Genomic DNA, 25,720 nt, shown 5'->3' with positions numbered 1-25,720 from the left:
GGGAGTGAAGAAATATGAAGCAAGCAAACTTATATATTAACGGAGAATTTGTTTCAGCAAATGATACATACGAAGTGGTAAATCCAGCAACAAATGAAGTAGTGGCTACCGTTGCAAAAGGTGGAGAAAAAGAAGCGACGCTAGCAGCAGATGCTGCCTATGAAGCATTTCAAACATGGTCTAAAAAAACAGCAGAAGAGCGCGGTAAATTATTATTTAAATGGCATCAGCTGATCGAAGAACACACCGATGAACTTGCTGAAATAATGACAGTTGAGCAAGGTAAGCCTCTTAAAGAAGCAAAAGGTGAAATTGGCTATGCCAACGGATTCGTTTCATGGTACGCAGAAGAAGGAAAACGCATTTACGGAGAAACAATTCCAGCTTCTTCTCCTAATAAACGATTATTTGCTCATAAGCAGCCTGTGGGAGTCATGGCAGCTATTACACCTTGGAACTTCCCGGCAGCTATGATTACGCGTAAAGTAGCGCCAGCTTTAGCAGCTGGATGTACAGCGGTTATTAAACCTGCAGAACAAACGCCACTAACGGCTCTTCGACTAGCAGAGCTGGCACAAGAAGCGGGTATTCCAAAAGGCGTAATTAATGTAGTTACGGGAGATGCAAAAGCCATTGGAGAAGCGTGGCTTCAAGATGGACGCGTACGTAAACTATCGTTTACGGGCTCTACAGAAGTAGGTAAACTGTTAATGCGCGGAGCAGCTGATACGGTTAAAAAAGTGTCTTTAGAATTAGGCGGACACGCTCCGTTTATCGTAACAGCAAATGCTGATTTAGATAAAGCAGTAACAAATGCAATTGCTTCTAAATTCCGTAATGCTGGTCAAACATGCGTATGTACAAACCGCATCTACGTGCACGAGTCTATTGCTAAACCGTTCGCAGAGCAGTTTGCAGCGGCTGTTAGTCAGCTAAAAGTCGGAAACGGCTTAGAAGAAGGTACGGATATCGGTCCTCTAATCGATGAAAAAGCGTTAGAAAAAGTAAAGCGCCACTTAGATGATGTTGTAGCAAAAGGTGGAAACGTCTTAACTGGAGGGGCTGTACGCGAAGAGGGAAGCGGACTGTTTGTTGAACCTACGGTTGTAGATGGTGCAACGGACGATATGCTTTGTATGTACGAGGAAACATTTGGACCAATTGCTCCAATTGCGACGTATCAAACAGAAGAAGAAGTTATTCGCCGTGCAAATAACTCGCCTTACGGATTAGCAGCTTATGTGTTCACTGAAAATATTTCAGAAGCTATTCGTATTGCTGAAGCTCTAGAATATGGTATTGTAGGACTAAATGATGGACTACCTTCTACCCCACAAGCGCCGTTTGGCGGCTTTAAAGAAAGTGGACTTGGACGTGAAGGCGGACATTACGGAATTGAAGAATATTTAGAAGTAAAATATATTTCTTTAGGCTTTTAACAAAAAGTGATTTCGCTTTCCTGCGAAATCACTTTTTTAGTAATAGTACACGTCGGGAATTTGTGCATGGATTGATTGAAAATTCATGAATAAAAAACAAAATTCTTCTAGAGTACAGCATTCAAGATCTTCGCAATCGTAAGAGTTAAAAAAATCTTCAAGTATAGTTGCCTCCACGTCTTTAAATAACCAGTGGTGTTCAACATCTGCAAATTTGCCTCGATAAACCTCACTTAACCCATAGAAGTCGAATATATCTTCCAACTGCTTCTGTTGCATAGCCATCCCTCCTCTTCCTAGTATAAGAAAAAGAAAGAGATATTAAACAAGCCGTCATACTACTTTGTTTTTTTTATAAAATCTCGTATAGTTAATAGTAATGACAAGCAAAGGAGTTTCGGTATGTTTACATATATCACGTTATTTGGTTTTCTTGGATTCGCTGTGTATTCGAGTACGTGGATTTATTCTATTGTCAAAAAAGATGGAAGAGCCAAGAAAAATGGAAAGGGTACTCTTATTAGTTTTCTTGTGATGCTTATCGGGTTAGTCGGTTTGCAGCTTACGTAATCATAGATTATTTTGACATTTTTACCACCTTCACTTATAGTTAACGTTGGGCGAACGTATGTGTGATTTTGTTCACAGTGCTTGCCTTAAGTTGAAAAAGAAAGAAGGTGGCATATTTGAGATATCACACACATATTGCAACATCGATTGCTGCCGGTGCCGGCGTGGCTATAACAGGAGACGCTTCGTTTACATTTCCTTATGTTGTAGGCATCGCGATTGGAGCACTGCTTCCTGATATTGATGAACCAAATTCATATATTGGTAGAAGATCTCTTGGTCTCGCAAAAATAATTAAATCTATTTTTGGACACCGAGGTATTACGCATTCTATTCTTGCAAGCGGACTTATTTTTTATTTACATACGATGTATGACAATGACTTTACATTAGGAATAGCCTATGGATACGCTTTTCATATTCTTGGAGATTTCTTTTCTAAACGAGGGGTACCTTTTTTCTCACCTCTTAGCAAGAAGAAGTTTAAGCCTCCTTTAACATATGAAACAGGTGGTGGAGCAGAGACTCTCATCTTTTACCTGGCAGTGATAGGAAGTTTCTATATGCTTTATAAGTATCAGCTGTACACCCAGCTGTTTTAAAGAAAGAAGCCATCTGAGTAAATTAGATGGCTTCTTTTACACTTCCACCACGTAAAGTTCAGGCGTTTTCATAGGCAGGGTAATGGTAATGCTTGTGCCGTCATTTTCTTCACTTGATACGTGGAAAAAACCATTATGCTCGTTAATAATTTTGTTGCAAATGGTTAGTCCCAGGCCTATTCCTCGTTCTTTTGTTGTATAAAAAGGCTCTCCTATATGAGGGATACGCTTTGAGTCAATTCCACATCCGCTATCTTTTATCACAATGCATAGCGTTTCTCTAGCTGATTTTTCAATCGATACAGCCAGCTTGCCGCCGCTTTCCATAGAATCAATGGCATTTTGTATAATATGAATAAATACTTGGGTTAGCTGTGTTTTTTGCCCACTAATGAGCAGGGGATATTCTTTTGGATAATGGCGAATGATGTGGATGTTTTTGACTTCGGTAACCGGTTCAAATTGCTTTAATACCTCATCTAGCAAGTCTGTCATAACAAGGCTTTCTGTATATGCGTACTCTCGTTTAGCTAAACTCATAAATTCTGCGATAATATGTTCAATTTGTGAGAGTTCGTGCTGAATGAGATCTCGATAAATCATTGTTTTTTTCGGCTGCTGTGTCTCACTGAACAGTTGTATAAACCCTTTAATGGTTGTCAAAGGATTTCTAACTTCGTGTGCGATACTTGCAGCAAGGTGACCAATGACAGAGAGTTTTTCTGAATTCTGGATCTTTTTCTCTGCTTGTCTTTTCTCTGTTACGTCTCGTGAGATAAATACAAACCCTTCGATTTCTCCCGTAGCTGTGATAATTGGAGCTCCTTTACATTCTAATAAAACGATGGTGCCATTCACGTGAAACTTTCGGTATTCAAATGTGGAGGCATCTTTTGTTTTGCTCATGTTAGCTAAAATAGTCGAGATTAGGTGCTTGTCTTCAGGATACGCATTGATAAGCACATGTTGTCCAATAAGTTCATCAGGATAAACTCCTAATGTTTTAGCGTAAGAAGGAGAAGCGTATTCATAAATGCCATCTTCAGTAATAGCACATACTAAATCATGGGTATGAGATAAAATAGCTTGATGCTTTAATTCATTGTCATCCGTAATGATTCGATCTTTTAATGGATAAAAAAGCTGATCTTCTTGGTTGGTGAAGGTGTGCCGAACTTGAGTGCCGCACATTCTACAAAAATTATAATCTTCCTTATAGTTACAAGAAGGACAAACGGGCATCGAATCACTCCAATCAGATCTATGCAGTGAGAGAGTTCTCAAGCATATATAATCATTATTATATATTCAAATTATAGGAAAAAATATGAAAAATCAAATGTGCTATAGAGAGGGGAATTGGGCTTGAAAACCCTATAAATAGATTTCAAATACATGTTTTTAGTTGCAAATAGATGCGAAATGGGAATTTTTACACATTTAAAAAATTAAGACATCAAATAAGAGGTGAATAATACCTCTTATTTGATGTCTTGATAATGCTCTAGCGCACGCTCTCTAGCTGCTTTATGATCGACAATTGGAGTCGGATATGTTTTATCAAGCGTAACGTTTGCTTTTTCTAATACGTCTGCTGGAGCCTCCCAAGGTTTATGAATGTGGGAGGAAGGCAGATCTCTAAGCTCTGGAAGCCACTTTTTAATATATTCTCCTTCTTTATCAAATTTTTCTGATTGAGCAGTTGGATTAAAGATACGAAAATATGGAGCGGCGTCTGCTCCCGAGCCTGCAACCCACTGCCAGCCCATTGTGTTGTTAGCTAAATCTGCGTCTACTAAGGTATCAAAAAACCAATTCGCTCCGTGTTTCCAATGAATTAAAAGGTGCTTTACTAAAAAGGAAGCAGCTACCATTCGAACTCGATTGTGCATAAACCCTGTTTCCCACAGCTCCCGCATTCCGGCATCGACAAGGGGATAGCCGGTTTTTCCATTCTTCCAAGCTTGAAGCTCTTCATTGCCGTCCGCCCACTGAAATTGCTTGAATTTTTCATTCAGCGGTTCACTTGTAGTGTGTGGGAAATGATAAAGCAGCTGATAAGCAAAATCTCTCCATACAAGTTGACGAATAAACATTTCAGTTTGATGTTCAAAAGCATTAGAGCTTACTTTTTCTGCTTTATTTCTTAAATAATGATAAAGAACGCGAGCTGAGAGCTGTCCTGAAGCGAAATAAGGAGAAAGGAATGAATTGAATGCTTCAGCAGGAAAATCTCGTCCTTTTTCATAATGCAGCAGCTTATTCTTTAAAAACGTTTTGAAGCTATTAATAGCGCCTTGTTCCGTAGCGTCCCACGTAGACTTAATCGTTTCATCCCACGGTATGCTTGGAAGCAAATCCAGATCTGAGACTGAAAGAGATTCAATCGATGAAGAAAAGGCGTGGATGGAAGTAACTTTTTTTACAGTAGAAGATACGGCATGTTTTTGAGAAGCTTTATAGTAAGCTGTAAATACTTTATAAGGATCTCCATTTTCTTTTGTGATTTTCCAAGGTTCATGAAGGAGAAATCCCTCAAATGTGCGAATATTTATTTGTTGCTCTGAAAAAAAAGCTTGAAGCTCTTTATCTCTTTTTAGCGCATGTGGTTCATAGCGTCTGTTCCAATAAATATCTTGCGCATTCGTTTCATGGATTAACTTTTGCAACACATCTTTAGGGTTTCCTTTTTTTATAATCAGCGTTCCTTCTATTTTTTCGATCGAAGTTTTGAAGTCATTTAGCGCATGGTGAAGCCACCATTTACTTGCGCTTCCCATTGAGCTTTCTTCATCGTCATCATGAATATAAACAGGTACAACCATTCCTTCTTTCGCTGCGTGAAATAGAGCTGGGTTATCTACTAACCGAAAATCTTTTCGAATCCATACGATAATGGTTTTCTTCATCATGTGCCACCTTTCTATTTGCAATTTGCCTCGATTATAGCTTTTTTCTTATACGTTCTACAATTTTGAATGTGTAGAAAGCCTATTTTCGTATGGACGAATTTCAGATTGATTGTAAAAAGAATAACGTAAACAGAGTAAGAGAATGGGAAGGAGCCCTTAAAAATGAGAAATTCGTATGGAATGAAACAAACCGGACAACCGATATCCAATCCATATATGCAAGCAGCACCTAAACCTGCTAAAATGCCGCCAATGCCTTCTGCAAAGGAAATGCAGGCAATGCCGATACAAGAAGGCACAAGTCAAATGCCGATGCACGGAGAAATGCCGCCGATGCATGGCGGAATGAGTCAAATGCCAACTATGCAAAAAGACATGAATCAAATGCCAATGTACGGAGAACTACCGCCAATGCATGGAGGGATGGATCAAATGCCGATGAAAGACGGAATGCCGCCAATGCATGGAGGGATGGGTCAAATGCCGATGCAGGGTGGAATGCCGCCAATGCATGGAGGGATGGGTCAAATGCCGATGCAGGGTGGAATGCCGCCAATGCACGGAGGGATGGGTCAAATGCCGATGCAGGGTGGAATGCCGCCAATGCACGAAGGAATGGGCCAAATGCCGATGCAGGGTGGAATGCCGCCAATGCACGGAGGAATGGGCCAAATGCCGATGCAAGGTGGAATGCCGCCAATGCACGGAGGAATGGGTCAAATGCCGATGCAAGGTGGAATGCCGCCAATGCACGGAGGAATGGGTCAAATGCCGATGCAAGGTGGAATGCCGCCAATGCACGGAGGAATGGGTCAAATGCCGATGCAAGGTGGAATGCCACCAATGCACGGAGGAATGGGTCAAATGCCGATGCAAGGTGGAATGCCACCAATGCACGGAGGAATGGGTCAAATGCCAATGCATGATTGCGGATGCCGCGATTTCTCAGCACCCGTTGGTCATCAGCAGCCTCATTCTTTAAATGAGTGGATGTTCATGCAACAAACAAATCCACGCTCTTTTTAATAAATCCTTTACCCTAGATAAAAGGGATGTATTTTTGGATCTTTAGTATAAATATAGAATTTTATTAATTGAAACGTCATGAGAAAAAGAATAGTTCTTACTCTTTTTCCATGACATTCAATTTTTTGCAAATATTAATCACATCTTTTGGGTGTTTTCTTACATAAGAGAGTTTGGTAGAGTTTTTTAAGTATAAATACAGGGAAAAGAAGGCAAAGGCTCTATATTAAAGGGGAAAGGGTGTTTTTAGAATGATATTAGAAGTCACAGCTGCAACCTTACATGATGCTAAAGTTGCCCAGGAACATGGTGCCGATCGTATAAGTCTTGTAACTGGAATCGGTGAAGGCGGCTTAACCCCAAGCTACGGTTTGATGAAAAAAGTAAAAGAAACGATACATATCCCAATATTTGTAATGATTCGTCCGCATAATCAATCTTTTCAATATGATGAAGATGATTTGCAAACAATGATTGAAGATATTCACTATGCAAGAGAAATCGGCATTGATGGAATTGAAATTGGCTGTTTAACAGAAGACAAAATTATCGATGAGCAAGCTTTAAAGCGACTGCTGGATGCGGCAGGAGAAATGAATGTAACGTTCCACTTAGCATTTGATGAAATCAGTGATCAAGAAAAGGCGCTTGAAACGCTTTTAAGCTATAAGCAAATTCAGCGTGTTATGACTTCAGGAGCGGATAAAAGTGCACTAAACGGTATTCCTCATATTAAAAAACTGTTAAGAAGAATGAAAGATAAAGATATTATTTTAATCGGGACAAAAGGGCTGAAACCTGAAAATCTTCAAGCGTTCTTATCCGTTACTCCGGTGAAAGAAATTCGTATTGGTTCAGGGGTTCGAGTGAATTGTCAATATACGAAACCGCTTGACCCAAGGAGTGTAAAAGCTGCAAAAGAAACGATGAATAAGCAAAAGTAACAGAAGTGCTACAAGAAATTGTAGCACTTTTTTATTTGGAAATAGAAAGGGACTTATTACATAGTTTTCCCTAATTGGAAAACATCATAAAACTCTTTTAATCCTTGATACATAAGAGAAATGCTGAGTTTTTTCGACTTTAGAGTGAAATAGGAATAATTTCATATTTTCAGAATAATTATTGACAGTGATAATCATTATCATTTATTGTTGTAATTGTTAATGAAAATCATTATCAATTGAACAAACAGGAGGATATGATATGTCAACGTCAACGAAACAACTTACATCAAACGAAATGCTGCTTGCTATGCAAAATGAACGAGAATCCAATGCAAGATCTTATCCGAGGCGCCTTCCTATTGCGATTAAGCAAGCAAAGGGCGTCGTGATCACGGATATGGATGGAAAAGAGTATATTGATTGTTTAGCCGGAGCCGGCACGCTTGCTCTAGGTCATAACCATCCCGTAGTTCATGAAGCAATACAAGACGTTTTAACAAAATCTATTCCTTTACATACATTAGATTTAACAACGCCTGTAAAAGAAGCTTTTATCGATGAAGTATTTGCTAGTTTACCAGAAGAATTTGCAAACAAAGCGAAAATACAGTTTTGCGGTCCAACTGGAGGAGACGCAATTGAAGCGGCTTTGAAGCTTGTAAAAACAGCAACAGGCAACCGAACGATTTTATCTTTTCAAGGAGGATATCACGGCTCCACGCACGGAACGTTAAGCATTAGCGGTACAACGAGTCCCAAAAAGCACATTCATGCGCTAGTGCCCGACACACATTTTTTACCTTATCCATATGAATACCGCTGCCCGTTTGGCGTAGGCGCTGAAGGTCACACTTACATTAGTACATACATTGAAAATATGCTGGATGATCCTGAAAGCGGAATTGTTACTCCGGCGGGTGTTGTAGTAGAAATTGTACAAGGAGAAGGAGGCTCTGTTCCAGCGCCGATTCCATGGTTAAAAGAGCTTCGCAGAATCACAAAAGAACGAAACATTCCGCTTATTGTAGATGAAGTTCAAACTGGAATTGGACGAACAGGAAAGCTGTATGCATTCGAGCACGCTGGTATTGAACCGGATGTATTAGTGCTATCTAAAGCAATTGGAGGAAGCCTTCCTTTATCAGTTGTGCTTTATGATAAAAGGCTTGATCAATGGGAAGCCGGTGCACATATCGGTACGTTTAGAGGAAATCAGCTTGCGATGTCTACAGGACGAGCTACTCTGCAATTTATAAAACAAGAAAACTTACCTGCACATGCTCACGAGTTGGGAGCTTATATTCAAAACCAGCTAAAACATATCCAAAAGCAAGTATTGTCGATTGGCGATGTACGCGGAAGAGGTTTGATGCTGGGCGTTGAAATCATAGACGCAACAAAGCCGGCTAATAAAATCGGTAGTCATCCTGCAAACGGTGAGCTAGCTAAGCTGATTCAAAAAGAATGTTTTGACAGAGGAGTCATTTTAGAAGTTGGTGGAAGGCATGGTGCAGTTATTCGTTTTCTTCCGCCGTTAATTTTAACAAAACAACAAACGGATGAAATATTAACGAGATTTGAAGAAGCCGTAAAAGCAGCAGAAGAGAAGTGGGTGAATAAATAGAATGGCACCGTTTGAAAAGTGGTTTTTATCATCATCCAAAGAAAGCCTCGAGAATTATGAAGCGATGATAGGCGGAATGACAGAGATGATTAAACGTCACTACCATACACTAAAAGCCCCTTATACTCACATAGACATTCACGAACTATCGAACTTAGTCAATCGCTCGGTCTATTTTAGCGAACACGAACAGCCGCTAGAAGACTTGTTTAATGACGTACAAGCCGTAGTGATGGATCATTCGCTTCATATTTCGCATCCCGGGGCAATGGCACACTTGCATTGTCCTCCGATTATACCGGCCCTTGCTGCGGAAGTGATGATTTCTGCTTTGAATCAATCTATGGACTCGTGGGATCAAAGTCCGGCAGCTACGTATATAGAAGATCAAGTGATTGATGAGTTAACAAAACAAATTGGTTATCCAAGCTCTTCTTCCGGCGTTTTTACAAGCGGAGGGACTCAGTCGAATTATATGGGACTTCTGCTTGCTCGTAATGAATATTGTCATGCTGCCTTTTCAATTAATGTTAGTGAAGAAGGCTTACCGATCCAAGCTAAAAAACTGCGGATTTTATGCTCCGAAAAAGCCCATTTTACGGTGCAGCAATCTGCAGCTCAGCTTGGACTGGGCATGAATGCAGTGGTGAGTGTAAAGTGCAATGAAAGGCACGAGATGGATATAGAAAATTTAGAAGAAGCAATACGGGAAGTCAAAGCACAGGGAAACCTTCCTTTTGCTGTTGTAGCAACGGCAGGTACGACGGATTTTGGAAGCGTAGATCCTCTTTTTCAAATAAGTGAGCTAGCTAAAAAAGAAGGGCTTTGGCTTCATGCTGACGCCGCTTATGGAGGAGCGCTGCTATTTTCACATAAATATCGTGAACGCTTAAAAGCTCTTGAACGAGCAGATTCTATTACGATGGATTTTCATAAGTGGTTTTATCAGCCGGTAAGCTGCGGGGCATTTTTGCTGAAGAATTCAGCTATGTTCAAACACATTCAGCTTCATGCAGATTATTTAAATCCTGAAGAAGATGAGCATGTACATTTGGTAGATCGCAGTATTCAAACGACCAAACGATTTGACGCCTTGAAGCTATGGCTGACTTTCCATGCAGTAGGTACAAATGAGTATGGAAAAATGGTTGATCATACGATCGAAACGGCTAAGCAAACAGCTGAACATTTACGAAAGCAAAGGAATATTGCGGTGTTAAATGACCCTTATCTGAACGCGGTTGTATTTCGCTATGTGCCAGATACTTTATATGGTGATTGTCGAAAACAGCAGCATTATGAAAATAAGTTGAATCAGCGTATTCAGAAGCACTTATATGAAAAAGGCACGTTTATCATGGCAAAAACAAAGCATAAAGAGCAGGCATATTTAAAGCTAACGATGTTAAATCCTATGATTACAGTTGATTCTGTTGCCACTCAGTTAGAGGAAGTCGTGGCTTTAGGAAAAGAGTTGGAGAAAAAGGAGGAGCGATTACGTGAACGCTCAGTTATCGGCTAATTTTATTACGATGCAAAATATTATTAATTGCTATGTTCGAGAAACAGGTAAGGGAGTATGGCAGTCCGTTTCAGGAATGAAAAGCGAGGAAACGCTCGTTCTTAGGCTAGAAAAACAGCCGGTAACTCTTTACTTTCCAGTAAAGTACCGCTCAGCTACCGGACGTCACTTGTTCTTTCCGGTCTTTTATTATCGCATTCAGAAAGAGGAGCTCAAGGAGTTAGATGTCGTCACTCTTTTAGCCTTTCTTTTAAAAGAAGTAACAGAGCATTTACTACAGGTGAATGAGTTAATTGTACGTGTGCTATTAAGCTACGAAAATATGAAATTGTTCATTGAAAAAAGACAGAAAGAGTTAGAAGCGTGCTATAAATGGGACAAAACGTTCTTAGAATCTGAGCAGTCACTGCTTATTGGCCACCAGCTTCATCCAACACCTAAAAGCCGTCAAGGGATATTACCTGAAGAAGAAGAGGTATTTGGGCCTGAAGTGAACGGCAAATTTCAGCTTCATTATTTTAAAGCACATAAATCTCTTGTTGAAGAACAGTCCGCCGGGAGTCAAACCGCTTCAAACCTTATTAAAGAGCAGTTGAAAAAAGATAAGAAGGTTTCTGAAGAATTCATACAGTCGTATTGCCAAGCGGACGATTATTCACTTATACCTATGCATCCGCTGCAAGCTCGTTATCTTTTAGGAAAAGAAGAAGTGTGTGAATGGATTCAAAAAGGCAGGCTTGCTTATCTAGGGCCACACGGTCAGCCGTTTTACCCGACTTCGTCTGTTCGAACCGTATACAGTGAAGATGCAGATGTGATGTACAAATTTTCTATTCCAGTAAAAATTACTAATTCACTGAGAGTGAATAAACGCAAAGAATTAAGCAGAGGTGTAGAAGTGAGTCGTTTATTACAAGAAGGATTGCAGGCGGAGCTTCAAGAAAAGCATCCGGCTTTTCGAGTAATTGAAGATCCTGCTTACATCACGGTTGGAAAGAAGGAGCTTGGGTTTGAAGTCATGATTCGAAGCAACCCTTTTCAAGGTAACCAAGGAGATCGTACAACACTCCTAGCAAGTTTGTGTCAAGATCATGTGTTTGGAGAAGCTTCTCAAATTGAAAATATTATTAGTTATATTGCTGCAAGTGAAAATAGCACGAATGAAGACATAAGCAAGAGTTGGTTTAAACGCTATTTAGATGTCTCTTTTCACCCGATGATGTGGCTTTACACTCAAAAAGGAATTGCGTTAGAAGCTCATCAGCAAAATTCCGTTATTAAACTTGATGAAAACGGATATCCATCGGTGTTTTACTACCGCGACAACCAAGGCTATTACTTTATGAAATCAAAGGAACAAGAGCTTCGCAAGCTGCTTCCTTCCTTAAACGGAGAAAGCGATACGGTATGTGATGACGCTGTAGCAGAAGAAAGATTTCGTTATTACGTATTTTTTAATCATATTTTAGGATTAGTTAATGCTTTTGGTGCAGCTGGCCTCGTTCAAGAGTCAGATCTGCTATTGACTCTGCGACAAGAAATAGAGATGTACAAAGAAAAAGATCATACGGGGCTTGTTTCATCGATGTTAGAGGAGAAAGTGCTTCCTTGCAAAGCCAATTTCTTAACGCGCGTTCATGATATGGATGAGCTGGTAGGCTCTCTTGAAACGCAGTCTGTTTATGTGAATGTTGAAAATCCTCTGTACGAATTTGCAGGTGTACGTGTATGAAATCAGCATTACAAACGCAGTATCCCTTTATGATTCAGCAGAAGGAGCAGAGCATCACCTTTCGCTCTGTTTCTTTTGCAAAAGATTATGAACGGCTGTACAAGTGGATGCATGAACCGCATGTTATTCCGTATTGGAATTTAAATATTTCAAAACAGGCGTATGAGCAGCATTTAAAAACATTTCTAGCAGATTCCCATCAAAAACTGCTAATTGGAGAAATTGACGGTGTACCTATGAGCTACTGGGAATCTTATACGGTTGAAGGTGACATAATCAGTAACTATTACCCTTATGAAAAAGGGGATCAAGGGATTCATTTATTAATTGGAGAACCTGCTTTTTTAGGAAAAGGCTATATTTATCCCCTCCTTCTTAGTTTACTAAAGCACAAGTTCGAGGTAGCAGATACTGCTAAAGTAATAGCGGAACCAGATATACGAAATGAAAAGATGATTGCAGTATTTAAAAAATGCGGCTTTCAATTTATGAAAGAAGTGTCGCTGCCTGATAAAACAGGCGTACTGCTGAAATGTGAAAGAAAAGTATTTGAAAGAAGGTGGAGCGAATGGAACAACGGGACATTTTAGACGTAATTGGAGTAGGAGTTGGTCCATTTAATTTAGGATTAGCAGCTTTAATTGATAAAACAGATTGTACATATAAATGTTTTGAACAAAAAAATGAGTTTAACTGGCATCCAGGAATGCTTTTAGAAGGGACCACTCTTCAAGTTCCGTTCATGGCAGACGTGGTCACGATGGTGGATCCGAAAAGTCCATACACGTTCTTAAATTATTTGCATGAGCATGAGCGCTTGTATCAGTTTTATTTCTTTGAGAAGTTCCATATTCCGAGAAATGAATACAATCATTATTGCCGCTGGGTAGCGAGCCGGCTGAGCGGACTTGAATTTAACAGCAGAGTAATAGAAGTGAAAATGCATGAAGACGCTAAACCTTTTTATGAAGTAACGGTTGAAAAAGAAGGAAAGCTTCATACCTATTACAGCTATCATCTTGTAACCGGAGTAGGTACGCAGCCCGTGATGCCAAGAGACTTTCAAACAGTGGCAAGCGATACATTTTATCACTCCGCTCATTATAAAATGAATCGTGAGCAAACGCTGAAGGCTAAAAGTATAACCGTAATTGGCTCTGGTCAAAGCGCAGCTGAAATTGTCTATGATTTACTTCAACAGCAGCCTGAATTTGACTATAAGCTGAATTGGTATACGCGCTCAAAAGGGTTTTATCCGATGGAGTATTCAAAGCTTGGTCTTGAACATTTTTCACCGGATTATACCCGCTATTTTTACAGATTGCCCCAAGAGAAAAAAGAGAGCGTTTTACGAAATCAAGCTCTTTTATACAAAGGAATAAGCTTTGAAACGATCGGTGATATTTATGATTTAATTTATGAGCGAACGATTGGCGGAAAAGAAGTGCCGCTAACGATGCGGGCGCTTACGGAACTTGCAGGCGTTGAAAAGACAAACGATACACATCTTCTTACTCTTCACCAATACGAGGAGGACTCGTTTGAAAAAGAAGAAAGTGAAATTGTCATTATGTCTACGGGCTATCATGCAAAAGAGCCTGCTTTTATGGAAGGTTTAAAAGAACATTTGCTGTTTGATGAAAAAGGACAGCTGGAAATTAGCGAACTTTATCAAGTTGAGATGAAGAAAAAAGGCGCTCCGCTATTTGTTCAAAACGGAGAGCTTCATACACACGGGGTTGGAGCCCCAGACTTAGGTTTAGGCGCTTATCGAAATGCTGTTTTGATTAATCAAATTGCAGGTAAAAACGTGTACAAAATATATGAAAATACTGTCTTCCAAAAGTTTGGATTTTAAGAAATGATTTCTCCGCGCTTTGTTTTTATCTGTTTGTTTATGACCATGACGTCAGAGGTATTGTTATCACCATTTTATCCACAGTATTTTACAAATGCTTTCCATGTAGATGGAGTCGCAATGACGTCTTTTTTTATTATTTGCTGCCGGATTGTGGTCATTGTTATGACTCCTTTATGGGGAATGCTGCTTAAGAAGTGGAAAGTACAACATATAATCGCAGCGTCCCTTCTAATGACAGCCTTAATTAAAGTCATTCTGAGCGAAGTTTCTACTTTTTATGGATTTTTAGTCACTTCGCTAGTATTACTTGTGTTTCAAAGCAGTTTATATCTTTTGTACCCATATTTAGTAGGCGGCATGAAAAATGGACAGAAAAAGGCAAGTGCCGCAACAACCTATGTATTTATTGTTCATACGGCTATTATTGTGGCTAGCTTGTTTGGAAGTACGATTATTGCATGGGAAATGCCGCTTAAAGTATATCAATACTTTGCTTTAGCTGATATGGTACTGGCCGTATGGCTCATAACAAGAAAAGCATCACCTTTAAAAACAGAGAAAACACTATCCATTCAAAGCATAAACGAGCCTATTTTTTTCTATTTGCTGGCTATTTTCTTTTTTCACCTTGGACACAATGTCATTCGCCCTTATTTTACATTGTTTACAAGTGACACATATGGCATAAGCAGTCAAGGCAGCGCTTTGTTGTATGTGATGCCGAGCATTATGGCAATCGTCTTAAAGCTTACGGTACCTACAAAGCTATTTAATGGCAAAGTTATACCGCTTTTTTATGGCGTAACGGGTGCTAGTGCTTTACTGCTATGTTTGCAAGCATACGCCGATCATCTCAGCATGTTTATTATAAGCCGAATTTTATATGGAGCTGGGTTTTATCTCAGCATGGTTATACTTGATATCTATTTATTTCAAAAAAGCAAAGAAGGAGCTGCTTACTATTACAGCTGGCTTATTGCTGTTCAAAATATTGCCCTGCTGCTAGCGCCGCTTTTAGCACTAGAAATCAGCAAAGTAAATTTAGCGCTTCCTTTAGCAGCTGGTGCCGCTGCTTTGCTAGCTGCTAGCCTTGTAATGCCGCTGCGTAATAAAACAATCCCTATTCTAAGACAAGTAAAGGAGAATGAAGGATGAAAATCAAAGAAACGAATCTTTCCGTATTTAATAAGCAATCATGGGAAAAAGCAAATCGACAGCTTTTAGCTAAAATGCTGCAGGAATTCATGTATGAAAATATTATTGAGCCAAAACAGCTGCAAAAGCAGGGTGCGCTTGCCACATATCGATGGGAAGATCACCGGGGCGTTACGTATACATATCAAGCGAAACAGCGATTGTTTGACAGTTTTTCTGTACTGCCAGAAAGTATTAAGTTGACATCTAAAACGTCAACCCCTACATTTTCGGAGGCCTTGCAGCTGTTAATCAGCCTATCTGAAGACAAAGGAATGTCTAGCTCAACCGCAGGTCACTTAGCAAAAGAATATTTTCATACATTAATAGCAGACATGCATTTGCAAAATCGAAAATCAGCTGATGAATTAGCAGATATGGATTATGCGGAGCTAGAAGGTGAAATGACGGGACACCCTTGGATTACATACAACAAAGGGCGCATCGGGTTTGGCTATGATGATTATCTGCGGTTTGCACCTGAGCAAAAACAAGAAATTCAGCTTTCATGGATTGCTGTAGCGAAGCAAATTGCTTCGTTTCATTCATTAGATACCCTCGGCTTTGATGATGTTATGAAGCAGGAGCTAAGCGGTGAGAGGCTAGGTGAATTTGAAAAAGAATTAACAAGCCAAGACCTTTTAGCAGCGGACTATTATTATATTCCCGTTCATGAATGGCAGTGGATGAACGTAATTGTTCCTTTATTCGCTGAATACATTGCAAATGATTTAATTGTTCCGTTAGGAGAAGGTGAAGATCAATACTTTCCTCAGCAGTCGATTCGGACATTTGTGAATACAACAAATCGAGATAAATATCATGTAAAGCTTCCCATGAGTATATTAAATACCCTTGTATACAGAGGGCTTCCAAGTGAGCGGACGGTCATTGCACCTCAGGTAACTCAGCACATTAAAGGCATACGAGATCGCGATGCGTTTTTAAAAGATACGTGCAAAGTAGGACTTTTAGGTGAAGTGGCTACGTTAAACGTAACTCAGCCGACGTTTGCTTCTATAAAAAACGCACCGTATCAGTATTTAGAGATGCTTGGAGTAGTGTGGCGTGAAAGCATCTATCAAGAGTTAGAAGAAGGAGAGCATGCGATTACGCTAGCTGCGCTTTTACATGTTGACAGTAAAGGGAAAGCTTTAGTTTCTTCGTATATAGAAAAGTCGGGTTTAACTCCTAACCAGTGGATTGATGCGTTAACCAGCGCTGTGTTGCCGCCGCTTCTTCATTACTTGTATCAATACGGTACTGTATTTTCCCCGCACGGTCAAAATACGGTATTAGTGCTCAAACATAACAAGCCCGTTCGAATTATTATGAAGGATTTTGTAGACGACGTGAATATTAGCGATCAGCCGTTTGAAGAACTGCAGCAGCTATCTTTTGAATTAAAAGAAGTGCTGCGCAGCGAAGAGCCGGAAGGACTGACGCAGTTTATTTTAACAGGATTATTTGTTTGTCACTTCCGCTATTTAGCAACTATTTTAGAAGAGCATGAAGGCGTAGAAGAAGCGGACTTTTGGAAAAGTGTACGAGCAGAAATTTTACATTATCAAGCATCATTTCCACATTTGAAAAAACGATTTGAACTGTTTGATTTATTACGTCCAACTATTACGAAATTAACGTTAAATCGAAATCGAATGTTTGATTACGGATACGAAGATGACGCAGATCGTCCTCACGCAAGTGAATATGGTATGGTGAGAAATGCCTTGCATGAAGTGAGTGAAAAAGCCGTGCAATAATAAGGAAAAGCCGCAAGTGTTGTACTAGCGGCTTTTTTATGGTTAATTCTAAAGCAGGAAGCGAAGGGGATGAGCGGCAGCACTTTAGGAAATACTCATTTTATGTATGTGTAGAACGTAAAGATCAGTGAATGAACGATTTGATGGAGTAGATGGTAGAACAACAAATACGCAAGCTGAAGCAAACGTTTCGGCTTTCTTTTGTCAAAGCCTTATTTCAATGTCGCATCGCTACAAGGATAATGGTACAATTGTCTGTATATTTAAAAAAAGAGAGGGAATTACATGAAATCGCATATTCAAAAACATTTAACTTCATATAAAGAGAAATATAAAAACCGAGGTCGGCTGCTAATTAGCTGTCCGGACAAACCCGGTATTGTAGCTGCTGTGTCTACGTTTTTACATGAGCACGGTGCAAATATTGTAGAATCAAGTCAACATTCAACGAACCATGAAGGGGGTATGTTTTTTATCCGTTTCGAATTTGAATGTGAGGATTTATTAGCTAAAGAAGCAAAACTAGAAGAAAGCTTCAAAAAAATTGCCGATACATTTTCAATGAACTGGCAGTTTACATATGCTCATAATTTGAAAAAAACAGCTATTTTTGTGTCAAAAGAGCCTCATTGTCTACTAGAGCTGCTGTGGGCATGGGAAAGCGGAGATTTGATGACAGACATCGCTGTCGTTGTGAGCAATCACGAAGATGCGCGCGAAGTGGTTGAATCATTCGGTATACCGTTTAAGCATATACCGGCGACAAAGGACATTCGCCAAGAAGCAGAAGCCAAACAGCTGCAGGTATTAAAAGATTATAATATTGACGTGATTATCTTGGCACGTTATATGCAAATTTTAACGCCGACTTTTGTGGCTGAAAATCCTTATCGTATCATTAATATTCACCATTCATTCTTACCGGCATTCATTGGGGCACGTCCATATGAACGCGCATATCAACGAGGTGTAAAATTAATTGGTGCTACGTCTCACTATGTAACGGACGACTTGGATGAAGGACCAATTATTGAACAAGATATTGAACGCGTGAACCACCGTGATGATGCGGATGACTTAAAGAAAAAAGGCCGCTTAATTGAACGTACGGTGCTCGCACGTGCTGTGAAATGGCATTTAGAAGACCGCATTTTAGTGCATGAAAACCGCACAATTGTATTTAATTAACAAAGACTAAGCTATTAAAGAGTAGTTTAGCCGAAGGAAGATCCGAACGATGAATCGAAATTCTTGAGAGAGAATGAAATTCGTTCGGATTTTTTTTATGGTCATGGTAAACGTAGGTCTCATTCTCGTTTTTTCGGGGAAATCGCGTATCTAAATGATAAAAAACTTTTCTAAATGCGCTGAGATTTAGTTGTTTACTTAGCTCGTGAACACTTATACAATAGAAAAGGACTTTTTAATAAAGGAAGTGTCGGAAGTGAAACAATATCTTGAACTTTGCGAGCATGTGTTAGCAAATGGAACAAAAAAAGAAGATCGGACAGGAACAGGTACAATTAGCACATTTGGCTATCAAATGCGTTTTAATTTACAAGAAGGTTTCCCCGTATTAACGACAAAAAAACTTCATTTGAAATCAATTATTCATGAACTGCTTTGGTTTTTACAAGGAGATACAAACGTTAAGTATTTACAAGATAACGGCGTGCGCATTTGGAATGAATGGGCGGATGAAAACGGCGAGCTTGGCCCTGTGTATGGTCATCAGTGGCGTTCATGGCCAACGCCTGACGGCGAAAAAATTGATCAAATTACAAATGTTATCAATCAAATTAAAAACAACCCTGATTCTCGCCGCTTAATGGTAAGCGCCTGGAATGTGTCTGATGTAGACAATATGGCTTTACCGCCGTGTCACTGCTTATTTCAGTTTTATGTAGCGGACGGCAAATTGTCTTGTCAATTGTATCAGCGCTCAGCTGATATTTTCCTAGGCGTACCGTTTAATATTGCTTCATATGCGCTGCTTACAATGATGGTGGCACAAGTCTGTGATTTAGAGCCAGGTGATTTTGTTCATACGTTTGGCGATGCGCATATTTACAGCAATCACATTGAACAAGTAAACCTGCAGTTAACGCGTGAGCCTCATGCTTTGCCAAAAATGAAAATCAATCCAGACGTAAAGTCAATTTTTGACTTTAAATTTGAAGACTTTGAGTTAGTAGACTATAATGCGCATCCTCACATCAAAGGAGCTGTGAGCGTATGATTTCCCTCATTGTCGCAATGGATCAAAATAGGCTGATCGGTAAAGAGAATGATTTGCCATGGCGTCTTCCCGAAGATTTAAAGTATTTCAAGCGCATCACAACGAGTCATACGATTGTAATGGGAAGAAAAACATTTGAATCAATTGGACGACCGCTTCCTAATCGCGAAAATGTGGTTCTTACGCGTCAAAAAGATTATCAACAAGAAGGAGCAACCGTTATTCATTCAGTTGAGGAACTAGAAGCATTAGATGCTGAAAAAGAAGACGAGCTGTTTGTGATTGGTGGAGCTACTCTGTATGAGCAAACATTAGACGTTGCAAACCGACTTTATATTACGCATATTGAAGAATCGTTTGAAGGAGATACACATTTTCCTGCGGTTAACCTGAGCGAATGGAGAGTTATTTCGAAGCAACAAGGAATTAAAGATGAAAAAAATCCCTACACGTATTATTTTACAGTATACGAGCGAAGCTAATTTCTCTTATTAATAAAAAAATGCGAGTCTGGGACAAAAGTATTTTAGTTGATGAAAGATCCGAACCATGAATCGTTCGGATCTTTTCTTTGTGATGATGAACCTAGGTTTCATGTATTCCATTTGTTCGTCTTTAGATTGATTTCGTTATGTCTCCATCTCTTTTTGTATTGATTTTAACTGCTTCATCATTTCGTGAAAAGCGGCTGTGCTCACAAACTGTTCAGCGCTCCAGTTTGCTTCAATCCATTGAATCAGCTCGCTTGGTGTATTAAAAACTTCTCCGCTTGTATCTGCTTTGCGGAGCATATATCTTCCGTTTTCTTCGTCTGCCGTTACTTCGCAGGGAACGGCACTTTCATGACTTTGAAGCGAAAACTCCATTTATTCCACAACCTTTCTTAATTTATACCTATTATTGCATCAGCTGCATGTAGAAAGTATGGGCAATTTTGTAAGTCTATTTAGCGTTTGCTAAACATATGTAAAGTATGTGGACACTAAAATAGTCAGAAAAGTTTTTTTAGTTATTATTAATGAAAAATAATGATTTTTCTAAATTTTATGTGATATAATGTACAAATTAATAATGGTAGAAGAGGAAGGAAGTTGGTTATGAAACAACAAGTAGATAATCGAACAAAACACGTACATTTAGAGGACATCATGATTGCAAATCAATTGATTAAAGATGTTGTTGTGCATACACCACTACAGCGTAATGACGTTTTGTCTGAACGATATGAATGTAATATCTATTTAAAGCGTGAGGATTTACAGGTGGTGCGCTCATTTAAAATTCGCGGTGCGTACAACCGAATTAAAAAATTATCCCCAGAAGAATTAGAGAATGGAATTGCCTGTGCAAGTGCAGGAAACCACGCCCAAGGTGTAGCATATGCGTGTCGTCATTTAAATATTGACGGTAAAATCTTTATGCCGAGCACAACACCACGTCAAAAAATTAATCAAGTGAAATTTTTAGGCAAAGATAACGTGAAAGTTGTCCTAATCGGAGACACGTTTGATGACTCTTATGAACAAGCTATTGCATGCAGTGAAGAGGAACATCGAACATTTATCCATCCTTTTAATGATGTAGACGTTATTGCAGGACAGGGTACAGTAGCCGTTGAAATGTTCAATGACTGTGAAGATGAAATTGACTACGTATTTGCGGGTATCGGCGGGGGCGGATTAATTTCCGGTGTCGGCACATACGTAAAAAGCATCTCGCCTCAAACAGCTGTGATTGGGGTAGAACCAGCAGGCGCACCTGGCATGCAGACATCTTTAGCAAATGGAAATGTAGTGACGCTACCGGCAATCGATCCATTTGTAGACGGAGCGGCTGTTAAAACAGTTGGAACGCTTCCATATGATATCAGTAAAGAGCTGGTGGACGATATTGTAGTTGTTCCTGAAGGGAAGGTTTGTACAACCATTTTATCTCTATACAATGAAAATGCGATTGTAGCAGAACCAGCAGGAGCTCTTTCAATTGCTGCTCTTGACTCATACCGTGAGCAAATTAAAGGAAAAACGGTTGTTTGCGTCATCAGTGGAGGAAACAATGACATTGGACGTATGCAAGAAATCAAAGAACGTTCGATGATTTATGAAGGATTACAGCATTATTTTATCGTTAATTTCCCTCAGCGCGCAGGAGCTCTTCGTGAATTTCTAGACGAAGTGCTTGGACCAACAGACGATATTTCGCGCTTTGAGTATACAAAAAAGAATAACAAAGACAGCGGACCAGCACTTGTGGGAATCGAGCTCAAGCATAAAGAAGATTACTATCCACTGATTAATCGTATGGATAAAAAAGGATTTCCTTACACAGAAATTAACAAAGAAAGCAACTTGTTTCACTTATTTATTTAAATAGAAGTTCATTTTAAAAAGGAATGCTTCATCAACTGTCGAATAAGTTGGTGAAGCATTTTTATTTTAAAAAATATTTGTGTTTTCTTTTTATTTTATCAAGACAGAAAGTGCCTTAAGCATTATAATAAAATAAACGGGTAAAAAGAGGGTTGATCGCCTTGCTATTAAAAAGCCTTGAATTTAAACATGTCAGTGGTCAAAAAGTAAAAATTACTGAAATTCCAGTTTTAGAGGAAAATAGCACGTTTCGGTTCATGTTATCTGCAAAACTTGATTTATTTATTAGACAAATCACGAACGAATCAGTTCCGAAGCAAACCTACTCGTTTCAAGAATATTTAAAACGCGTGTTGAAATGGAAAGATTACGAACAGCTCTTTAAGTCTCATGTATTAAAGCATAATGCATAAACGTAAAAGTTGACTTTTCTGAATATTTCAGCAGAGTCAACTTTTTTTGTTAATCTAAAAGGTTGAACATGCGTTTTACGAATTAGCAAAACTTGCATTCTATTATAACTATATTGTTGTAAGTGTTCATGTTATACTAGTCTGCAATGCATCTTATAGGGGTGAACACATGGCGAAAATTAAAGTGGTAACGGATTCAACAATTGATTTAACGTTGGAAGAAGCTGAAAAGTATGGTATTGAGATGATACCTTTATGTATTAACATTGATAATGAAACGTATTTAGATCGCGTGGAATTAACGCCAACAGATTTTATTGAAAAAATGAAAAATTCAAAAGAATTACCAAAAAGCTCTCAGCCAGCTATTGGTTCTTTTGTTGAAGTATATGAGAGATTAGTGAGTGAAGGGTATGACGTCATTTCTATTCATATGACTGGCGGAATGAGCGGAACTGTTCGAGCAGCTGAAAGCGCGGCTCAAATGGTAGAAGGAAATATCACTGTTGTTGATTCTATGTACATTACAAAAGCTCTTTCATTTCAAGTCTTTGAAGCAGTGAAAATGATTGAAGAGGGGCATACAGTAGAAGAAATTATCACGCGCTTGGAAGAGGTGCGTCAAAATACGAATCTTTTTGTCGTAGTTGATACGCTTGAAAATTTGGTTAAAGGTGGACGTATTGGGCGAGGAAAAGGGTTGATCGGTTCTCTTCTAAATATTAAGCCGATTGCTTCTCTAGCTGACGGAGTATATACTCCTGTTGCTAAAGTACGCAGCCATTCTCAAATTGTTAAGTTTTTAACGAAACAGTTCGAAGAACATACAGAAGGAAAAAGTATTAAAGGAGTAGGGCTTGTGCATGCAGATGGACTTGGACTCGCCTCTAAGTTAAAAGAATCAATCGTGAAGGCAAGGGGCTATACGCAATTTTCGATTGAAGACACGACGCCTATTATCTCGACGCATACGGGTATTGGTGCAATTGGTTTTATGTATTTTGCTGAATAAAGTGGGTTGCTTTTTGCAAGTCACTTTTTTGGCTTTCTCTTTTTTGGAAAAAGGAGAAAGAGAAGTGGACGAACGTGTGATATAATAGAATCAACTTTCTACCAGCGAATGCTGTGCTGGTTACTATTCTTTTGAATCCGGAGTATACCGATGAAAAAATATATTCGAAATTTGAGTGTGTTTAACAAAACGGTTTTATTTTCTACTTTAATTGTAGTTGCCCTTGGAGTCATTTCTTTAGCCATTAGCTATCAAGTTCAAAAAAAGATGGCAAAAGAGACACTAACGCAGCACGCGTTAATTATGACCGATTTATGGAGGGAGTCTTTATCTAAACAAGACGTAATAGCAGCAGTGGATTCAAGGAACGGGACGCTTCCTGAAAAAGACGAGCTAGAAAAGCAGTTTAGAAAGATTTATGAATTGCATCCGTCGTACTTGCAGGGATATATTATGACGACCGAAAAATTTAAGTCGCATGGAAATAAGATTATCGTAACAGCGAATAAGAAAATTAAGCAATCACTAGAGCCTTCCATGATTTATTATGGGGGAGAAGAATTTTACAAATCATTTAAGCAAGCAGAACAAGAAAAGAAGAATATTGTAACATCTACATACAAAGACGAATTCGGGACGTGGATAACCGTTTTATCGCCTATTACAAACAGCTCTGGAAAAGTTGTGGCTATTCTTGGTGTAGATATAGATGCAAGCGCTATCTATATCTACCAAAAACGTTTAATTGTAGCATTGGTCGTTGCGTTTACGCTTCTGTTTACTTTCATTATTATTATTCAAGACTGGGGACTAAGACGATTAATGTCACCCCTAGGGGAATTAATAGAAGGAATTCAAGCAGTAAGCCAAGGGAAGTTTGATGTGAAGCTGACACACGAAAATGATTCTGAGTTAGGGAATGTACACACAAGATTTAATGAAATGACCGAGCGGCTTCAGCAGCTTTTTCAACAAGTGTCAGCAACAAAAGAACAGCTGAACGTAGAAACAAATTTCAGTCATTCAAAAGATGGAATTGCTAAAGCGATTGATGAGTTAGAAGTTATTATGGAAAAAACGAGGATGCAAAAGGAATTGCAGCGAGCAGAGAAAATGAATGCAATTGGTCAATTAGCTGCTTCTGTAGCGCATGAAATTCGAAATCCTATGACGGTGGTAAAAGGGTTTTTGCAGCTGTTTCAAGATAATACAAAGCTTTCAAACACTGAATTAAGTTACATTCATCTTATGATTAACGAAATGGACAGAGCGGAAGCGATTATTCATGACTATTTATCTTTAGCCAAGCCGGATGTTCATCAGCATCGTTTTATTAACTGCTTAGAGTGTGTTACAAGCTTAGTAGACTTATTATCTTCTTATGCTTTGTTAACAAACAATATACTCATAGAATTAGACGCAAAAGAAGAGATGTATGTTCGCGGCAGTCGAAACGAATTGAATCAAGTTCTGCTTAATATTATGAAAAATGGAATTGAAGCCATGAGAACTGGAGGAACGCTTCGAGTAGGACTTTACAAGCGAGAAGGATATGTACATATTCAAATTGAAGATACTGGTATAGGCATGACCAGTGAACAAGTGAACCGGCTGGGAACAGCGTTTTATTCTTTAAAAGAAAAAGGAACAGGGATTGGTCTGATGGTTTCTTATCAACTGGTTGAACAAATGAATGGAAGAATTGAAGTGGAAAGCATACCAGGAAAAGGTTCAACGTTTACCTTGATTTTCCCTAGCTATGACTAAACTTTAACCGTGCAGGAGGAACATATGAAAAGCTGGTCTTATAAATTGTTTTTTTTACTGCTCATTAGTTGTATGATGTTAACAGCCTGTGGTTCCAAAATAGAAAATCCGCTTAATTGGAAGATGGACTCTTTTTCTTATGTTAACCAAGATCAAAAGAAAGTAGGGCTAAGTCAGCTGAAAGGGAACGTTTGGATAGCTAACTTCATATTCACAAGCTGCGAAACCGTATGTCCCCCAATGACGGCTCATATGGCTAAATTACAAAAAATGGCCAAGGATGAAGGGCTGGACGTTCGCTTTGTTTCATTTAGCGTAGATCCTGAAGTGGATACTCCACCAAAAATGAAGGACTATGCGACTAAATTTGGCGCTGATTTTTCGAATTGGGATTTCTTAACGGGTTATAAACAAGCAGAAATTGAAAAGTTTGCGCTGGACCAATTTAAAACGATTGTGAAAAAGCCGCAAGAAAATCCGCAGGTTATTCACGGTACGGATTTTTTTCTAATTGACAAAGATGGAGTCGTTCAAAAATCTTATCAGGGAGTGACTGATCCTCCTTATGAAGATATGTTAAAAGATATCAAAATCCTTCAGTAAGAGCTATAAATCCGTCAAATCTATCCGCCAAACACAGCTATCTTTACAGTGATGTGTTAGCGGATATTTTTATGAAAGAAACATGCTTATCCTTTTTTTTACATATACTATATATAAGAAACGTA

At 39.0% G+C, this 25,720-nt stretch carries 24 protein-coding genes; 20 read left to right on the top strand and 4 right to left on the bottom strand.

The window, feature by feature from the left end:
- The first annotated feature begins 14 nt into the window (after window positions 1-14).
- Window positions 15-1,439, top strand: coding sequence for an NAD-dependent succinate-semialdehyde dehydrogenase (locus U9R83_RS20295; RefSeq protein ID WP_115654806.1), 1,425 nt, complete (start codon window positions 15-17; stop codon window positions 1,437-1,439).
- Window positions 1,440-1,475: 36 nt separating this feature from the next.
- Here the strand turns inward: U9R83_RS20295 and U9R83_RS20290 are convergent, their stop codons facing one another.
- On the bottom strand, window positions 1,476-1,718 hold the full coding sequence (locus tag U9R83_RS20290) for a hypothetical protein (protein ID WP_243549889.1): 243 nt from the start codon (window positions 1,716-1,718) through the stop codon (window positions 1,476-1,478).
- 123 nt (window positions 1,719-1,841) lie between these two features.
- Here U9R83_RS20290 and U9R83_RS20285 point away from each other — a divergent pair, with 123 nt between their 5' ends.
- Window positions 1,842-2,009 (top strand): hypothetical protein, encoded by a 168-nt coding sequence (locus U9R83_RS20285; RefSeq protein WP_014458527.1) that lies wholly within the window; start codon window positions 1,842-1,844, stop codon window positions 2,007-2,009.
- A 116-nt stretch (window positions 2,010-2,125) separates the two neighbouring features.
- The gene (locus U9R83_RS20280; RefSeq protein ID WP_014458528.1) at window positions 2,126-2,611 is read left to right on the top strand and encodes a metal-dependent hydrolase; all 486 of its coding nucleotides are present in this window, start codon (window positions 2,126-2,128) and stop codon (window positions 2,609-2,611) included.
- Between the two features lie 36 nt (window positions 2,612-2,647).
- On the opposite strand, the gene U9R83_RS20275 is transcribed toward U9R83_RS20280, so the two are convergent.
- The gene (locus tag U9R83_RS20275) at window positions 2,648-3,853 is read right to left on the bottom strand and encodes an ATP-binding protein (RefSeq protein ID WP_116739540.1); all 1,206 of its coding nucleotides are present in this window, start codon (window positions 3,851-3,853) and stop codon (window positions 2,648-2,650) included.
- Window positions 3,854-4,092: 239 nt separating this feature from the next.
- Window positions 4,093-5,520, bottom strand: a complete 1,428-nt coding sequence (locus U9R83_RS20270; protein ID WP_243549887.1) for a cryptochrome/photolyase family protein — start codon at window positions 5,518-5,520, stop codon at window positions 4,093-4,095.
- Between the two features lie 165 nt (window positions 5,521-5,685).
- Between U9R83_RS20270 and U9R83_RS20265 the strand changes: the two genes are divergently transcribed.
- The 12 genes from U9R83_RS20265 (at window position 5,686) to U9R83_RS20210 (ending at window position 19,913) form a co-directional block, all read left to right on the top strand.
- Window positions 5,686-6,549 carry a hypothetical protein gene (locus U9R83_RS20265; RefSeq protein ID WP_243549885.1) on the top strand — a complete coding sequence of 288 codons (864 nt, stop codon included), beginning with the start codon at window positions 5,686-5,688 and terminating at the stop codon, window positions 6,547-6,549.
- Between the two features lie 251 nt (window positions 6,550-6,800).
- The gene (locus U9R83_RS20260) at window positions 6,801-7,493 is read left to right on the top strand and encodes a copper homeostasis protein CutC (protein ID WP_014458532.1); all 693 of its coding nucleotides are present in this window, start codon (window positions 6,801-6,803) and stop codon (window positions 7,491-7,493) included.
- Between the two features lie 262 nt (window positions 7,494-7,755).
- Window positions 7,756-9,120 (top strand): aspartate aminotransferase family protein, encoded by a 1,365-nt coding sequence (locus U9R83_RS20255; protein ID WP_115654801.1) that lies wholly within the window; start codon window positions 7,756-7,758, stop codon window positions 9,118-9,120.
- Between the two features lies 1 nt (window position 9,121).
- Window positions 9,122-10,642 carry a pyridoxal phosphate-dependent decarboxylase family protein gene (locus U9R83_RS20250; RefSeq protein WP_042991938.1) on the top strand — a complete coding sequence of 507 codons (1,521 nt, stop codon included), beginning with the start codon at window positions 9,122-9,124 and terminating at the stop codon, window positions 10,640-10,642.
- Window positions 10,620-12,374 (top strand): IucA/IucC family protein, encoded by a 1,755-nt coding sequence (locus U9R83_RS20245; RefSeq protein ID WP_243549883.1) that lies wholly within the window; start codon window positions 10,620-10,622, stop codon window positions 12,372-12,374. The genes U9R83_RS20250 and U9R83_RS20245 overlap by 23 nt, the downstream gene beginning before the upstream one ends.
- Window positions 12,371-12,964, top strand: a complete 594-nt coding sequence (locus tag U9R83_RS20240) for a GNAT family N-acetyltransferase (RefSeq protein ID WP_042991941.1) — start codon at window positions 12,371-12,373, stop codon at window positions 12,962-12,964. The genes U9R83_RS20245 and U9R83_RS20240 overlap by 4 nt, the downstream gene beginning before the upstream one ends.
- Window positions 12,943-14,232 carry a lysine N(6)-hydroxylase/L-ornithine N(5)-oxygenase family protein gene (locus U9R83_RS20235; RefSeq protein ID WP_042991942.1) on the top strand — a complete coding sequence of 430 codons (1,290 nt, stop codon included), beginning with the start codon at window positions 12,943-12,945 and terminating at the stop codon, window positions 14,230-14,232. The genes U9R83_RS20240 and U9R83_RS20235 overlap by 22 nt, the downstream gene beginning before the upstream one ends.
- A 3-nt stretch (window positions 14,233-14,235) precedes the next feature.
- Window positions 14,236-15,390: an MFS transporter gene (locus tag U9R83_RS20230; protein ID WP_115654799.1), complete on the top strand. Its 1,155-nt coding sequence runs from the start codon at window positions 14,236-14,238 to the stop codon at window positions 15,388-15,390.
- Window positions 15,387-17,192, top strand: coding sequence for an IucA/IucC family protein (locus tag U9R83_RS20225; RefSeq protein WP_226701602.1), 1,806 nt, complete (start codon window positions 15,387-15,389; stop codon window positions 17,190-17,192). The genes U9R83_RS20230 and U9R83_RS20225 overlap by 4 nt, the downstream gene beginning before the upstream one ends.
- 285 nt (window positions 17,193-17,477) lie before the next feature.
- Window positions 17,478-18,380 (top strand): formyltetrahydrofolate deformylase, encoded by a 903-nt coding sequence (gene purU, locus U9R83_RS20220; RefSeq protein WP_042991947.1) that lies wholly within the window; start codon window positions 17,478-17,480, stop codon window positions 18,378-18,380.
- Window positions 18,381-18,636: 256 nt separating this feature from the next.
- Window positions 18,637-19,431 (top strand): thymidylate synthase, encoded by a 795-nt coding sequence (locus U9R83_RS20215; RefSeq protein ID WP_013058746.1) that lies wholly within the window; start codon window positions 18,637-18,639, stop codon window positions 19,429-19,431.
- Window positions 19,428-19,913: a dihydrofolate reductase gene (locus U9R83_RS20210; RefSeq protein ID WP_014458535.1), complete on the top strand. Its 486-nt coding sequence runs from the start codon at window positions 19,428-19,430 to the stop codon at window positions 19,911-19,913. Before U9R83_RS20215 ends, U9R83_RS20210 begins: the two co-directional genes overlap by 4 nt.
- 147 nt (window positions 19,914-20,060) lie before the next feature.
- Here the strand turns inward: U9R83_RS20210 and U9R83_RS20205 are convergent, their stop codons facing one another.
- A complete protein-coding gene (locus U9R83_RS20205; RefSeq protein WP_014458536.1) occupies window positions 20,061-20,297 on the bottom strand; it encodes a hypothetical protein in 237 nt (78 codons plus the stop codon).
- A 231-nt stretch (window positions 20,298-20,528) separates the two neighbouring features.
- On the opposite strand from U9R83_RS20205, the gene ilvA reads away from it, so the two are divergent.
- The 5 genes from ilvA (at window position 20,529) to U9R83_RS20180 (ending at window position 25,595) form a co-directional block, all read left to right on the top strand.
- Window positions 20,529-21,800, top strand: coding sequence for a threonine ammonia-lyase IlvA (gene ilvA / locus U9R83_RS20200; protein WP_013084697.1), 1,272 nt, complete (start codon window positions 20,529-20,531; stop codon window positions 21,798-21,800).
- 161 nt (window positions 21,801-21,961) lie between these two features.
- Window positions 21,962-22,213, top strand: coding sequence for a YpmP family protein (locus tag U9R83_RS20195; protein ID WP_013058743.1), 252 nt, complete (start codon window positions 21,962-21,964; stop codon window positions 22,211-22,213).
- Window positions 22,214-22,382: 169 nt separating this feature from the next.
- The gene (locus tag U9R83_RS20190) at window positions 22,383-23,225 is read left to right on the top strand and encodes a DegV family protein (RefSeq protein ID WP_014458538.1); all 843 of its coding nucleotides are present in this window, start codon (window positions 22,383-22,385) and stop codon (window positions 23,223-23,225) included.
- 150 nt (window positions 23,226-23,375) lie between these two features.
- Window positions 23,376-24,992 carry an ATP-binding protein gene (locus U9R83_RS20185; protein WP_014458539.1) on the top strand — a complete coding sequence of 539 codons (1,617 nt, stop codon included), beginning with the start codon at window positions 23,376-23,378 and terminating at the stop codon, window positions 24,990-24,992.
- 24 nt (window positions 24,993-25,016) lie between these two features.
- Window positions 25,017-25,595 (top strand): SCO family protein, encoded by a 579-nt coding sequence (locus U9R83_RS20180; RefSeq protein WP_140451028.1) that lies wholly within the window; start codon window positions 25,017-25,019, stop codon window positions 25,593-25,595.
- The last annotated feature ends 125 nt before the right edge of the window (window positions 25,596-25,720 follow it).

Source organism: Priestia sp. LL-8 (assembly GCF_036227845.1).
In the GTDB taxonomy this organism is placed as follows: Bacteria; Bacillota; Bacilli; order Bacillales; family Bacillaceae_H; genus Priestia; species Priestia zanthoxyli.
This window is presented reverse-complemented; position numbering and strand designations above follow the sequence as displayed.

Coding starts and splice junctions, on each gene's coding strand:
- U9R83_RS20295 (WP_115654806.1), top strand. CDS start 15: ATGAAGCAAGCAAACTTATATATTAACGGAGAATTTGTTTCAGCAAAT.
- U9R83_RS20290 (WP_243549889.1), bottom strand. CDS start 1,718: ATGCAACAGAAGCAGTTGGAAGATATATTCGACTTCTATGGGTTAAGT.
- U9R83_RS20285 (WP_014458527.1), top strand. CDS start 1,842: ATGTTTACATATATCACGTTATTTGGTTTTCTTGGATTCGCTGTGTAT.
- U9R83_RS20275 (WP_116739540.1), bottom strand. CDS start 3,853: ATGCCCGTTTGTCCTTCTTGTAACTATAAGGAAGATTATAATTTTTGT.
- U9R83_RS20270 (WP_243549887.1), bottom strand. CDS start 5,520: ATGAAGAAAACCATTATCGTATGGATTCGAAAAGATTTTCGGTTAGTA.
- U9R83_RS20265 (WP_243549885.1), top strand. CDS start 5,686: ATGAGAAATTCGTATGGAATGAAACAAACCGGACAACCGATATCCAAT.
- U9R83_RS20260 (WP_014458532.1), top strand. CDS start 6,801: ATGATATTAGAAGTCACAGCTGCAACCTTACATGATGCTAAAGTTGCC.
- U9R83_RS20255 (WP_115654801.1), top strand. CDS start 7,756: ATGTCAACGTCAACGAAACAACTTACATCAAACGAAATGCTGCTTGCT.
- U9R83_RS20250 (WP_042991938.1), top strand. CDS start 9,122: ATGGCACCGTTTGAAAAGTGGTTTTTATCATCATCCAAAGAAAGCCTC.
- U9R83_RS20240 (WP_042991941.1), top strand. CDS start 12,371: ATGAAATCAGCATTACAAACGCAGTATCCCTTTATGATTCAGCAGAAG.
- U9R83_RS20235 (WP_042991942.1), top strand. CDS start 12,943: ATGGAACAACGGGACATTTTAGACGTAATTGGAGTAGGAGTTGGTCCA.
- U9R83_RS20230 (WP_115654799.1), top strand. CDS start 14,236: ATGATTTCTCCGCGCTTTGTTTTTATCTGTTTGTTTATGACCATGACG.
- U9R83_RS20225 (WP_226701602.1), top strand. CDS start 15,387: ATGAAAATCAAAGAAACGAATCTTTCCGTATTTAATAAGCAATCATGG.
- purU (WP_042991947.1), top strand. CDS start 17,478: ATGAAATCGCATATTCAAAAACATTTAACTTCATATAAAGAGAAATAT.
- U9R83_RS20210 (WP_014458535.1), top strand. CDS start 19,428: ATGATTTCCCTCATTGTCGCAATGGATCAAAATAGGCTGATCGGTAAA.
- U9R83_RS20205 (WP_014458536.1), bottom strand. CDS start 20,297: ATGGAGTTTTCGCTTCAAAGTCATGAAAGTGCCGTTCCCTGCGAAGTA.
- ilvA (WP_013084697.1), top strand. CDS start 20,529: ATGAAACAACAAGTAGATAATCGAACAAAACACGTACATTTAGAGGAC.
- U9R83_RS20190 (WP_014458538.1), top strand. CDS start 22,383: ATGGCGAAAATTAAAGTGGTAACGGATTCAACAATTGATTTAACGTTG.
- U9R83_RS20185 (WP_014458539.1), top strand. CDS start 23,376: ATGAAAAAATATATTCGAAATTTGAGTGTGTTTAACAAAACGGTTTTA.
- U9R83_RS20180 (WP_140451028.1), top strand. CDS start 25,017: ATGAAAAGCTGGTCTTATAAATTGTTTTTTTTACTGCTCATTAGTTGT.